Origin of the sequence: Lysobacter sp. TAF61, from assembly GCF_052113485.1 — a bacterium.
Taxonomy (GTDB): Bacteria; Pseudomonadota; Gammaproteobacteria; order Xanthomonadales; family Xanthomonadaceae; genus Lysobacter_J.
In genome coordinates this window covers 312,586-325,579 of the sequence record NZ_JBFRDH010000005.1, presented here as the reverse complement: position 1 = coordinate 325,579, position 12,994 = coordinate 312,586, and the positions used below count along the sequence as shown (strand labels likewise).

Below are 12,994 nucleotides of genomic sequence, written 5' to 3'. Positions count from 1 at the left end.
TTTTTATGCGTCCAGAGTGGTAGCGCTAACTTTTTTTCTGGAAGGTCCGCATGAGCCTGTTCGTCGGCCTCGACGTTGGTACCCAGAGCGTCAAGCTGATTGCCTACGATCCGCAGGCACGCAAGGTCGTGGCCACGCACGGCCATGCGCTGGAGTTGATCGCGGGCGATGACGGCAGCCGCGAGCAGCACGCGCAGTGGTGGATCGATGCGATCCGCGCCTGCTTTGCGCGCATGGAGCCCGCGCACCGCGCACGCGTGAGCGCGATCGGCGTCTCCGGACAGCAGCACGGATTCGTCCCGGTCGATGCCGCCGGCGGAGTGCTCGCGCCGGCCAAGCTGTGGTGCGACACCAGCACCACCGTCGAATGCGACGAGATCATGGCCGCGGCCGGTGGCGCGAAGGGCTGCATCGCACTGGCGGGCAATCCGATCCTTGCCGGCTACACCGCATCGAAGCTGCCGTGGACGCGCAAGCACCGGCCCGAGGTCTACGCGCGCCTGGCCGCGATCATGCTGCCGCACGACTACGTCAACTTCTGGCTGACCGGCGAGCGCTGGATGGAGTACGGCGATGCCTCCGGCACCGGCTGGCTCGATGTACGCACGCGCCGCTGGTCATCGCGCATGCTGGCCGCGACGGACGCGCAACGCGATCTCGCGGCGCTGCTTCCGCCGCTGGTCGAAGCCGATGCCAGCTTCACCATCGCCGCATCGATTGCCGACCAGCTGGGCCTGCCGCACGGCGTGCGCGTGGCCGCCGGCGGTGGCGACAACATGATGGCGGCCGTGGGCACCGGCAATGTCGCCTCGGGCGTGCTGAGCATGAGTCTGGGCACGTCGGGCACGCTGTTCGCGCACGCCGACCATCCGGTCGTCGATGAAGCCGGTGGCTGGGCCGCGTTCTGTTCCTCGACCGGTGGCTGGCTGCCGCTGATCTGCACGATGAACTGCACCGTCGCCACCGAGAGCGTGGCGCGCATGTTCGGCTTCAGCAGCCGCGATGGCGATGCGGTGATGGCCGACACCGCGCCCGGTGCAGGCGGACTGGTGATGCTGCCGTTCCTCAATGGCGAGCGCACACCGGACCTGCCGCACGCGCGCGGCTCGCTGCACGGCATGGATTCGACCAACCTCACCCGCGGCAACGTCTACCGCGCGGCGATGGAGGGCGCGACCTACAGCCTGCGCTACGGCTATGACGCATTGACCGCCGCGGGGCTGCAGTTCGACGCGATCCGCCTTACCGGCGGTGGCAGCCAGAGCGCGGCATGGCGGCAGATGGTGGCCGACGTGTTCGAGCTGCCGGTCGCCGTGCCGGAGCAGAGCGAGGGCGCTGCGTTCGGCGCCGCGCTGCAGGCGCTGTGGGCGCACGGCCGCGCCAACGGCGGCGGCGACGACATCGCCACCATCGCACGCGAACACGTCGGCACCGACGAGGCGTCGATCGCGCGCCCCGACGGCAGCGCCGCTTCGGCTTATCGCACCCACTACCGCCAGTTCCGCCGCCACCTCGATGCGGCCATGCAATTCCACGCCAACCCCAACAACCCCAAGCCCTGACGCCAGCCGGGCTGCGGCCCGCCACCCAAACACACTCGACAGTGACTCCGACCATGACGACTCCTTTCATCGGCGCCCGCGAATACTTCCCCGGCATTGGTCGCATCCCCTACGAGGGACGCGATTCCGACAACCCGCTGGCGTTCAAGCACTACGACGCCAACAAGCGCATCGGCGACAAGACGATGGCCGAGCACCTGCGTTTCGCGGTGTGTTACTGGCACAGCTTCTGCAATGCCGGCCACGATCCGTTCGGCCCGGGCACCCGTGTCTATCCGTGGGATGGCGCCGCCACGCCGCTGGCGCGCGCGGAAGCCAAGGCCGACGCCTCGTTCGAGTTCTTCACCAAGCTCGGCGTGCCGTACTACTGCTTCCATGACATCGACCTCGCACCCGACGCCGAGGACATCGGCGAGTACGAGAAGAACGTCAAACACATGGTCGCCATCGCCAAGGAACGCCAGAAGGCGACCGGCATCAAGCTGCTGTGGGGCACGGCCAACCTCTTCAGTCACCCGCGTTACATGAACGGTGCGTCCACCAACCCGGACTTCGCCGTGGTCGCGCGTGCTGCCGTGCAGGTCAAGGCCGCGATCGAGGCCACCGTCGAGCTGGGCGGCGAGAACTACGTGTTCTGGGGTGGCCGCGAAGGCTACGCCTCGCTGCACAACACCAACATGAAGCGTGAGCTGGCCCACTTCGGCCGCTTCCTGACGATGGCGCGCGACTACGGCCGCAGCCTGGGCTTCAAGGGCAACTTCCTCATCGAGCCCAAGCCGATGGAGCCGATGAAGCACCAGTACGACTTCGACTCGGCCACGGTCGTCGGCTTCCTGCGCGAGCACGGCCTGGACCAGGACTTCAAGCTCAACATCGAAGCCAACCACGCCACGCTGTCGGGGCACACCTTCGAGCACGACCTGCAGGTCGCCTCCGATGCCGGCATGCTCGGCAGCATCGACGCCAACCGCGGCAATGCCCAGAACGGCTGGGACACCGACCAGTTCCCGACCGACCTGTACGACACCGTTGGCGCGATGCTGGTGGTGCTGCGCCAGGGCGGCCTGCAGCCGGGCGGTCTCAACTTCGACGCCAAGGTGCGCCGCGAGTCGACCGACGCCGACGACCTGTTCCTGGCCCACATCGGCGGCATGGACGCGTTCGCGCGCGGCCTGGAAGTGGCGCACGCGCTGCTCAACAAGTCGCCGTGGGAGCAGTGGCGCGCCGAGCGCTACGCCAGCTTCGACAAGGGCGCAGGCAACGACTTCGCTGCCGGCAAGATGGACCTGGCGGCACTGAGCGCGCTGGCGGGCAAGGCCGGCGAGCCGGCCAAGCTCAGCGGCAAGCAGGAGCGCTATGAAAACCTGCTCAACCAGTACCTGATGCGCTGAGCGGCACAGGCCTCCCCCGTTTCCGGCAAACGGGGGAGGGATGCGACATCACCGCGCGCCATGCGCGGCGACAGGGGGCCGGAGAAGTACCGCTCACAACTCAGGGGTAGCCATGAACAGCGCCACGCTCGAAAATGCTCCGTCCAACCGCGACGCCGAGAACACCCGCCTGATCGTCCTGGTCAGTTGCGTGGCCACCATCGGCGGCTTCCTGTTCGGTTTCGACAGTGGCGTGATCAACGGCACCGTCGACGGACTGCAGCAGGCGTTCGGTTCCAGCAAGGCCGGGCTCGGCTTCGAGGTCGCCTCGATGCTGCTGGGCTGCGCGATCGGCGCGTTCTTTGCCGGACGCCTGGCCGACCGTTGGGGCCGGCGCTCGGTGCTGATCATCTCCGCCGTGCTGTTCCTGCTGTCGGCCATCGGCGCCGGCGCTGCGGCGACGTCATGGATGTTCGTCACCGCGCGCGTGCTCGGCGGTTTCGCCGTTGGCGCCGCCAGCGTGATGTCGCCCGCCTACATCGCCGAAGTGGCCTCGGCGCGCTACCGCGGCCGGCTGGCCACGGTGCAGCAGATCGCGATCATCGGCGGATTGTTCTGCGCCTTCCTGAGCAACTACCTGCTGGCCAAGGCCGCCGGCGCCTCGACCGAAGGGCTGTGGCTGGGGCAGGCCGCGTGGCGCTGGATGTTCTGGGTGCAGTCGGTGCCGTCGCTGCTGTTCCTGTTGCTGCTGCTGACGATTCCGGAGAGCCCGCGCTACCTGGTGGTGAAGAAGCGCCAGGCCGATGCGCTTGCGGTGCTCACGCGCCTGTACGGTGCGGCCGAGGCACGCACCAAGCTGGCCGAGATCGATGCATCGCTTTCTTCCGACCATCACCGCCCGCAGCTGAGCGACCTGATCAACAAGGCCACCGGCAAGGTCCGTCCGATCGTCTGGATCGGCATCGGCCTGGCCACGTTCCAGCAACTGGTCGGCATCAATGTCGTCTTCTACTACGGTGCGGTGCTGTGGCAGGCGGTCGGCTTCTCCGAGAGCGACGCGTTGCTGATCAACGTGCTGTCGGGTGCGCTCAGCATCGGCGCCTGCCTGGTCACGGTGCTGCTGATCGACCGCATTGGCCGCAAGCCGCTGCTGTGGGTCGGCTCGGCCGGCATGGCGGTAGCGCTGGCGATGATGACCTGGGCCTTCACCACCGGATCGATCGATGCCAACCACAAGCTGGCGCTGTCGGACTCGATGGGCACGCTGGCGCTGGTCGCGGCCAACGTCTACGTGATCTTCTTCAACATGTCCTGGGGCCCGGTGATGTGGGTGATGCTGGGCGAGATGTTCCCCAACCAGATCCGCGGCTCGGGCCTGGCTGTGGCCGGCGCGGCGCAGTGGACCTCGAACTTCACCATCACCGTGACCTTCCCGATCCTGCTGGGCAGCATCGGCCTGGCCGGCGCGTACGGCATCTACACGGTGTGCGCGATCATCTCGGTGTTCTTCGTCCTGCGCTATGTCTACGAGACCAAGGGCAAGGAACTGGAACAGATGGAAGGCTGAGCCGGAGGATGGCTGCGGTTCCACCCGTTCCGGCGCGCGTTGCCATGAAGCCCGCAATCATGCGGGCCTCACCGGTTGGTGGTGCCGCCCGGCTTGGCCGGCGGCGCGACCGAGTCGCGCGACACCAGCTGGTGCGGCAGGACGTGGTCGACCACCACGCGCGTGTTGCGATCCTTGCGGCGGATGTTGCGCAGCAGGATGTCGACCGCCGAGTCTGCCATCGAGGCGATCGGCTGGTGGATGGTGGTGAGCTCCGGCCACACCGTGGTCGCGGCCGAGGTGTCGTCGAAGCCGACGACCGACAGGTCGCGTGGTACGTCGAGTCCGCGCCGGTGCGCGACCGAGATGACCGCCGAGGCCATGTCGTCGTTGCTGGCGAAGATCGCGGTCGGCGGATTGCGCAGCCCGAGCAGCGTCTCGGTGGCGTCGAGGCCGGAGCGATAGGTGAAGTAACCCTGCTGGACCAGCGCCGAATCCAGCGCGATGCCCGCTTCGTTCATTGCGGCCTGGAAACCTTCGTAGCGGCGCGCGCTGGCGGTCTGGTTCGGGTTGCCCTTGATATAGCCGATGCGGGTGTGGCCGAGCGAGATCAGGTGCGCGGTGATCTCGCGGCTGGCGTGGAAGTCGTCGATGCGGACGCTGGAGATTTCCTGGCTGAAGCGTCCCGATGCGATCGCCACCACCGACACGCCGGCGCTGACCAGTTCGGACACGATGGCCTTGGACTCGCACAGCGGCGGCGGCAGGATCGCGCCGGCGACGGTCTTGGCCAGCGCACGCGCGGCATGGCGCTGCTGCTCGGCGTCGAAGTTTTCCCAGGTGTCGATGACCAGTTGCGCGGCGGTTCGCGACGCGCCGTTCAACGCACCCACCAGCAACTCGCGCAGGTACGCCGCGCTGGGGTTGGTGTAGATCAGTGCAATGCGCGTGTCCTGCGCCGCGGCCAGCGAACTGGCGGCCTGGTTGGGCGTGTAGCCCAGTTCGCGCACCGCCTGGGTGACGCGTTCGCGGGTGGACTCGCGGACCTTGCCGTAGCCGTTGACGACACGCGACACCGTCATCGGCGACACGTTGGCGAGCGCGGCCACCTCGTCGATGGTGACGGCGCGACCCTTGCGGCGGACGGACTTCTTGGGCTTTTCCAACGTTCCTTCCTTCGCGTTGCTTAGGTCGGCGCAGACGTACTCACCAACGTGAGTTTCCACACCAAAGTGACATCGGACAGGGAATGACAGCGAACCACATGGTACCCACAACCGTCCAACGCAGCGACAGCGTACTCCCGAAGCCGGGAGCGCAGGCGTTGCTGCGCCGGGCCGGTCGCCGCCTCGGCCTGGCCGCTGTCGCCATGGTTGCCATGGTTGCCATGGTTGCCGCGCTTTCGGCAGCACCTGCCGTGCACGCCGAGGATGGCTACGACCTGTGGCTGCGCTACGTCGCGCTGGCGCCGGAGCAGGCCGCGGTCTATCGCCCGCAGGTCGCGCAACTGGTGATGGCCGGCGATACGCCGACCCGATCGGTGGCCCGTGCCGAACTGCTGCGCGGTCTCGCCGGCCTGCTGGGCAGCGCCCCGGCAGCGTCCGACGCGGCGAGCGCGGACGGAGTGGTAATCGTGGGTACGCCGGCATCGTCGCCACTGATTGCCGCCATGCGCTTGAAGCTGCAGGGACTTGGCCGCGAGGGGTACCTGATCCGCAGCGTCGACGTTGATGGCCACCGCGCCACCGTGATCGCCGCCAATGAAGACGTGGGAGCGCTCTACGGCACGTTCCATTTCCTGCGCCTGATCCAGACCGGCCAGCCGCTGGCGGCGCTGGACCTGCGCCAGGCGCCGCACGTGCAACTGCGCGTGCTCAATCACTGGGACAACCTCGATCGCCATGTCGAGCGTGGTTACGCCGGCGAATCGATCTGGGACTGGCACAAGCTGCCCGATTACCTCGACCCGCGCTACACCGATTACGCCCGCGCCAACGCCTCGATTGGCATCAACGGCACCGTGCTCAACAACGTCAACGCCAACGCGCTCAGCCTGACGCCGATGTACCTGGAGAAGGCGGCGGCGCTGGCCGGCGTGTTCCGGCCGTACGGCATCCGCGTCTACCTGAGTGCGCGCTTCAGCGCGCCGATCGAGATCGGCGGACTGAAGACAGCCGATCCCCTGGATCCGCAGGTGCAGCGCTGGTGGCGCGACAAGGCCGACGAGATATACCGCTACATCCCCGACTTCGGCGGGTTCCTGGTCAAGGCCAATTCCGAAGGCCAGCCCGGCCCGCAGGATTACGGCCGCACCCACGCCGACGGCGCCAACATGCTTGCCGACGCGGTCAAGCCGCACGGCGGCGTGGTGATGTGGCGCGCGTTCGTCTATTCGCACGAGGAGCCCGACGACCGCGCCAAGCAGGCCTACAGCGAGTTCGTTCCGCTCGATGGCAGGTTCCGCGACAACGTCATCGTCCAGGTCAAGAACGGCGCCATCGATTTCCAGCCGCGCGAGCCGTTCCATCCGCTGTTCGGCGCGATGCCGAAGACGCCGCTGATGATGGAGTTCCAGATCACCAAGGAGTACCTGGGCTTCGCCACCCACCTGGCCTACCTCGGACCGATGTACCAGGAGACGCTGGACGCCGACACGCAGCGCCGTGGCAAGGGTTCGACCGTGGCGAAGGTGGTCGACGGCTCCCTGCACGGCTACAAGCTCACCGGCATGGCCGGCGTGGCCAACATCGGCTCGGACCGCAACTGGAGCGGGTCGCAGTTCGACCAGGCCAACTGGTACGTGTTCGGACGCATGGCCTGGGATCCGACGCTCAATGCCAAGCCCATCGCCGAGGAATGGGCGCGGATGACCTTCTCCAATGACGACGACGTGGTGAAGCCGATCGCCGAGATGATGATGGGCTCGCGCGAGGCGGTCGTGGATTACATGACGCCGCTCGGCCTGCATCACCTGATGGGCAATGGCCATCACTACGGCCCCGGTCCCTGGGTGTCCGGTGGTCCGCGCGCCGACTGGACCTCGGTCTACTACCACCGCGCCAACCAGGACGGCATTGGCTTCGACCGCAGCGCCAGCGGCAGCAACGCCGTTGCCCAGTACGCGCCGCCGGTGGCGCGCGAGTTCGGCGATCTCAAGCGCGTGCCGGAGAAATACCTGCTGTGGTTCCACCACGTGCCGTGGGACTACCGCATGCAGTCCGGGCGACCGCTGTGGGACGAGCTGGTGTATCGCTACTCGCACGGCGTCGACACCGTCAGGCAGATGGGACAGACCTGGCAGCGGCTGGACGGCCGCATCGATCCCGAGCGCCATGCCCAGGTCGCCACGTTCCTGTCGATCCAGGAGAAGGAAGCGCAGTGGTGGCGCGACGCCAGCATCGCCTACTTCCAGACGTTCTCGCAGCGCCCGTTGCCGCAGGGCCAGGCCCCGCCTGCGCATTCCCTGGAGTACTACGAAGCGCTTTCCTTTCCTTTTGCACCGGGTCACTGAGCCTGCATGAAGACGCCAACGTCATCGATTCGTTCGACCCTGCTTGCAGTCGCCCTGTGCGCCGCCTCGGCAACGTGCGCGGCGCAAAGCGCCAACGCGCACGAACCGCTCCAGGACCGGCCCGGCGCCACCACATCGGCACCCGTCGCCACGCCGCTGCTGCACGAGATGTTTCAGGCCCATGCCGTCCTGCAACGCAATGCGCCGATCCGGGTGTGGGGACAGGCGCAGCCGGGGCAGGCCGTGCAGGTGACGCTGGCGCGCAGGAAAGCCAGCGCCCGTGCCGATGAAAACGGCCGCTGGGTGGCCACGTTGCCGCCGATGGCAGCCGGCGGACCGTACACGCTCAACGCCAGCGCCCAGGGCGGCGCGAAGCAGACCGTCAACGATGTGATGGTCGGCGAAGTCTGGCTGTGCTCGGGCCAGTCGAACATGGTGCTGCAGGTGCACCGGACGCTGGACTCGCGCGCCGAGATCGAGGGCTCCGGCAACGACAGCATCCGCATGCTCACCGTCGGCGAGACCGGCAGCGTCACTGAGCTGGAGCATTTCGCCACGCCGGTGAAGTGGCTCAAGGCCGCGCCGGCCACCGTTCCCGATTTCTCCGCCGCCTGCTTCTATTACGCCCGCGAGCTGCAGAAGACCGTCAAGGTGCCGATGGGCCTGGTAACGGCGGCATGGGGCGGATCGCGCATCCAGGCCTGGACCAGCGCCGGGGCATTGCGTGCGTCGGGCCAGTACAACGACGAGCTCGACGTGCTGGCGACCTACGCCAACGACCCGGTCGACGCGGTCGCGAAGTGGGGCGAGGTATGGGGCAAGTGGTGGCGCGGTCGCAAGGACGTACAGGCCGGGGACGAGCCGTGGGCAGACAAATACTCCGCGACCACCGGCTGGCGCAACGCACCGCCGGCGCTGGGCCCGTGGGAGGAGTGGGGCGTGAAGGACCTCGCCGCCTATGACGGCATGGTCTGGTTCCGTACGTCGGTGAACCTCACCGCGGCGCAGGCCGCGCAGGATGCGGTGCTGCTGCTGGGGGCCATCGACGAAGTCGACACCACCTGGGTCAACGGCCGCGGCGTCGGCAGCACCTACGGGCCCGGGTCCGGACGCGAGTACGTGTTGCCGGCAGGATTGCTGCATGCCGGCGAGAACTCGGTGGCCATCAACGTCCTCGACACCTACCGCGCCGGTGGCATGAGCGGTCCAGCTTCTGCGTACGCATTGCGCCTGAAGGACGGCACGACCGTGCCGCTCGACAGCGCATGGAAGTACCGCACGGCCCCGGGCACCGACTCGCCGCCGCGCGCGCCGTGGCAGACCGCCTCGGGCCTGTCGACGCTCTACAACGGCATGATCGCGCCGATCGGCAAGTACGGTTTCCGCGGCATGCTCTGGTACCAGGGCGAGTCCAACACCTTCGAGGCCGACCGTTACGCCGACCTGCTGCGGATGTGGCGCAACGACTGGCGCACGCGCTTCGGCGCCAACCTGCCGGCGCTGATCGTCCAGCTGGCTGGTTACGGCATGCCGAAGACGCAACCGGCGGAAAGTGGTTGGGCCGGACTCCGCGAAGCGCAGCGCATCGTCGCCAACGAGGACGCGCACAGCGGTTTGGCGGTGGCGATCGACATCGGCGACCACTACGACATCCATCCCGCCAACAAGCAGGAGCTGGCGCGCCGGCTCGCACGCGCTGCGCGGCATGTGGTCTATGGCGACAAGCAGCCGCCGTCGGGCCCGGTTCCGGCGTCGGCCAGGCGCGAGGGCGACGCGGTCGCTGTCACGTTCGCCGACGTCACCGATGGCCTGGTCGCCTTTGGCGCCGATGGCCCGATCGGCTTCGAGCTGTGCGGCGCCACGCAGGACAGCTGCCACTACGCCGATGCGCGCATCAGCGGCAACAACGTCACGCTCAGAGCGCCCGCGATCGCGAATGTCACGCGCGTGCGCTACTGCTGGGCCGATGGCCCGGTCTGCACCCTCTTCGATGGCGCCAGCCTGCCGGCCGGCCCGTTCGAGACCCCCATCCAGTAAATGCATCCACCGAGTCGATGATGAGCACGAACCCCCCAACCGAAACCAGCACGCACGGCTCCTCGCGTGACCGCGAGATCGTCGACGCGCGCGTCATCGTCACCTGCCCGGGACGCAACTTCGTCACCCTGCGCATCGAAACCCGCTCCGGCGTCGTCGGCCTGGGCGATGCGACGCTCAATGGCCGCGAGCTGGCGGTGGTGTCCTACCTGCAGGACCACCTGGTGCCGAACCTGATCGGCCGCGACGCCGGCCGCATCGAGGACATCTGGCAGTTCTTCTACCGTGGCGCCTACTGGCGCCGCGGCCCGGTGACGATGACCGCGATAGCGGCCGTCGACGTCGCGTTGTGGGACATCCTCGGCAAGATGGCCGGGCTTCCGCTGTACCAGCTGCTCGGCGGCCGCTCGCGCGAAGGCGCCCTGGTCTATGCCCACGCCAACGGCCGCGACATCAGCGAGGCCAGCGAGGAAGTCGGCAAGTACCGCGAGAAAGGTTTCCTCGCCGTGCGCGCGCAATGCGGCGTGCCGGGCGTGAAGAAGGCCTACGGCATCTCCACCGCCGGCAAGCCCTACGAGCCAGCCGAAAGCGAACTGCCCGCCGAGACGGTGTGGTCGACGCCGAAGTACCTGGAAGTGGTGCCGAAGCTGTTCGAGCGCCTGCGCGCCGACCACGGCAACGATGTCGAACTGCTGCACGACGTGCACCACCGCCTCAGCCCGATCGAGGCCGCGCGCCTGGCCCGCGATGTCGAGCCGTACCGGCTGTTCTGGCTCGAGGACGCCACGCCTGCCGAGAACCAGAAGTCGTTCGAGCTGATCCGCCAGCACTCGGTCACGCCGCTGGCGGTGGGCGAAGTGTTCAACTCGATCTGGGACTGCAAGCACCTGATCGAGAACCAGCTGATCGACTACATCCGCACCACGATCGTGCATGGCGGCGGCATCACCCATATCCGCCGCCTGGCCGACTTCGCCGGGCTGCACCAGGTGCGCACGGGGTTCCATGGCGCCACCGACCTGTCGCCGGTGTGCATGGGCGCGGCCCTGCATTTCGATACCTGGGTCCCCAATTTCGGCATCCAGGAGTACATGTTCCACTCCGACGAAGCCAATGAGGTCTTCCCGCACGACTACGTGTTCCGGGACGGTCGCCTGCACGTCGGCGACACGCCGGGCCACGGCGTCACCATCGACGAGAAGCTGGCCGCGCGCTATCCGTACCAGCCCAAGCAACTGCCGATCGCGCGTCTGGAAGACGGCTCGATGTGGGACTGGTGATGGCCATGCGAGGGATGCTCTCATTGCTGTGCCCGCTGCTGCTGGCGCTGTCGGCGGCACCCCTGCATGCGCGCGAACCGGTGCTGTTCGACTGGTTCCAGTACAGCGGCCACGACGCCACGTTCGAGCAGCCGCTGCCGGCGGGCAGCTATCGCAATCCGGTGCTCGCCGGGTTCCACCCTGATCCGGCCGTGGTGCGCGCGGGCGACCGCTTTTACCTGGTCAACTCGAGCTTCGCCTACTTCCCGGGCATCCCGGTGTTCGAGAGCCGCGACCTGGTGCACTGGCAGCAGGTGGGCAACGCCATCGAGCGGCCGTCGCAGCTGGACTTCGATGGTCTGGGCATGTCGCGTGGCGTGTTCGCGCCGACGATCTCGTACCGCGACGGCACCTTCTACGTGGTCAACACCGCGGTCGACAACGGCGGCAATTTCCTGGTGACCGCGAAGAACCCGGCCGGGCCGTGGTCGGATCCGGTCTGGCTGAAGGACATCGACGGCATCGATCCGTCGCTGTTCTTCGATCGCGACGGCAAGGCCTACCTGCTCAACAACGGTGAGCCGGAGGGCAAGCCGCGCTACGACGGCCATCGCGCGATCTGGATGCAGCAGTTCGATCTGGCGCAACGCAAGCCGGTCGGTCCGCGCAAGGTGCTGATCGATGGCGGCGTGGACCCGTCGAAGAACCCGATCTGGATCGAAGGCCCGCATGTGTACCAGCGCGAAGGCTGGTACTACCTGGTCTGCGCCGAGGGCGGCACCGGGCCGGATCATTCGCAGGTGGTGCTGCGCAGCCGTTGGGTGTGGGGGCCATACGCGCCGTACGAGCACAACCCGATCCTGACCCAGCGCGATCTCGATCCCGGCCGTGCGAACCCGATCACCAATGCCGGCCACGCCGACCTGGTCGAAGGCCTCGATGGCAGCTGGTGGGCGATCTTCCTCGCCAGCCGCAACTACGGTGGCGTGCACTACAACACCGGCCGCGAGACCTATCTGCTGCCGGTGACGTGGAAAGACGGCTGGCCGACGATCCTGGAACACGGTCGCGCGATACCGCAGGTGCTGGCCGGTCCTGCCTTCATCGATCGCAAGGCCACGCAGGCGCCGATGACCGGCAACTTCACCTGGCGCGACGAGTTCGACAAGCCGGCGCTCGACCGCGCGTGGATGCAGCTGCGCGTGCCGAAGCAGCCGTGGGCCGATCTCACGGCGCAGCGCGGGAAGCTGGCGATCCATCCGCTGGCGGAAGGCCTGGACACGCTGCGAAATCCCTCGTTCCTTGCGCGCAGGCAGCAGCATCTGGCCTTCGAGGCAAGCACCTCGCTGACTGTGCCGACGGAGGCGGGGACCGAGGCAGGCATCGCCGCATTCCAGAACGAGCGCTACTGGTACTTCCTTGGGGTGCGTCGCCGTGGCGCCGGTTTGCAGGTGTTCCTGCAGCGCAGCAGCGCCGGCGAGGCCAGCACCCTCGCCACGGCCAGCATTGCCGATGCGAAGACCCTGAAACTGAAGATCACCGCTGACGCTGGCGCCTACTCGTTCGGCTTCGATGCCGACGGCAAGGGCTGGCAGTGGCTGCGGCGCGATGACGACGGAACCATCCTCAGCACCGATGTCGCCGGCGGATTCGTCGGCGCGGTGGTGGGGCCCTATGCGCGCACGGAGACGGACCAATGAACAACCTGC

8 protein-coding genes are annotated in these 12,994 nt (G+C 67.6%); 7 read left to right on the top strand and 1 reads right to left on the bottom strand.

The window, feature by feature from the left end:
- The first annotated feature begins 50 nt into the window (after positions 1–50).
- The 3 genes from xylB (at position 51) to AB4Y64_RS13530 (ending at position 4,499) form a co-directional block, all read left to right on the top strand.
- Complete coding sequence (xylB, locus tag AB4Y64_RS13540; RefSeq protein ID WP_441816973.1) at positions 51–1,562, top strand: xylulokinase; 1,512 nt, start codon at positions 51–53, stop codon at positions 1,560–1,562.
- Between the two features lie 53 nt (positions 1,563–1,615).
- Complete coding sequence (gene xylA / locus AB4Y64_RS13535) at positions 1,616–2,953, top strand: xylose isomerase (protein ID WP_441816972.1); 1,338 nt, start codon at positions 1,616–1,618, stop codon at positions 2,951–2,953.
- A 112-nt stretch (positions 2,954–3,065) separates the two neighbouring features.
- A complete protein-coding gene (locus AB4Y64_RS13530) occupies positions 3,066–4,499 on the top strand; it encodes a sugar porter family MFS transporter (RefSeq protein ID WP_441816971.1) in 1,434 nt (477 codons plus the stop codon).
- A gap of 68 nt (positions 4,500–4,567) precedes the next feature.
- Here AB4Y64_RS13530 and AB4Y64_RS13525 read toward each other — a convergent pair whose 3' ends face one another.
- Entirely contained in the window at positions 4,568–5,644 is a 1,077-nt protein-coding gene (locus tag AB4Y64_RS13525) for a LacI family DNA-binding transcriptional regulator (RefSeq protein ID WP_441816970.1), read from the bottom strand.
- 161 nt (positions 5,645–5,805) lie between these two features.
- Between AB4Y64_RS13525 and AB4Y64_RS13520 the strand changes: the two genes are divergently transcribed.
- Genes AB4Y64_RS13520 through AB4Y64_RS13505 form a run of 4 tightly spaced genes read left to right on the top strand, consistent with a single transcriptional unit; the run spans position 5,806 to position 12,985 of the window.
- Positions 5,806–7,989 carry an alpha-glucuronidase family glycosyl hydrolase gene (locus AB4Y64_RS13520; protein WP_441817023.1) on the top strand — a complete coding sequence of 728 codons (2,184 nt, stop codon included), beginning with the start codon at positions 5,806–5,808 and terminating at the stop codon, positions 7,987–7,989.
- 6 nt (positions 7,990–7,995) lie between these two features.
- Positions 7,996–10,026 (top strand): sialate O-acetylesterase, encoded by a 2,031-nt coding sequence (locus tag AB4Y64_RS13515; RefSeq protein WP_441816969.1) that lies wholly within the window; start codon positions 7,996–7,998, stop codon positions 10,024–10,026.
- Between the two features lie 20 nt (positions 10,027–10,046).
- Complete coding sequence (manD, locus tag AB4Y64_RS13510) at positions 10,047–11,306, top strand: D-mannonate dehydratase ManD (protein ID WP_441816968.1); 1,260 nt, start codon at positions 10,047–10,049, stop codon at positions 11,304–11,306.
- Positions 11,307–11,320: 14 nt separating this feature from the next.
- A complete protein-coding gene (locus tag AB4Y64_RS13505; protein ID WP_441817022.1) occupies positions 11,321–12,985 on the top strand; it encodes a glycoside hydrolase family 43 protein in 1,665 nt (554 codons plus the stop codon).
- Positions 12,986–12,994: the final 9 nt, after the last annotated feature.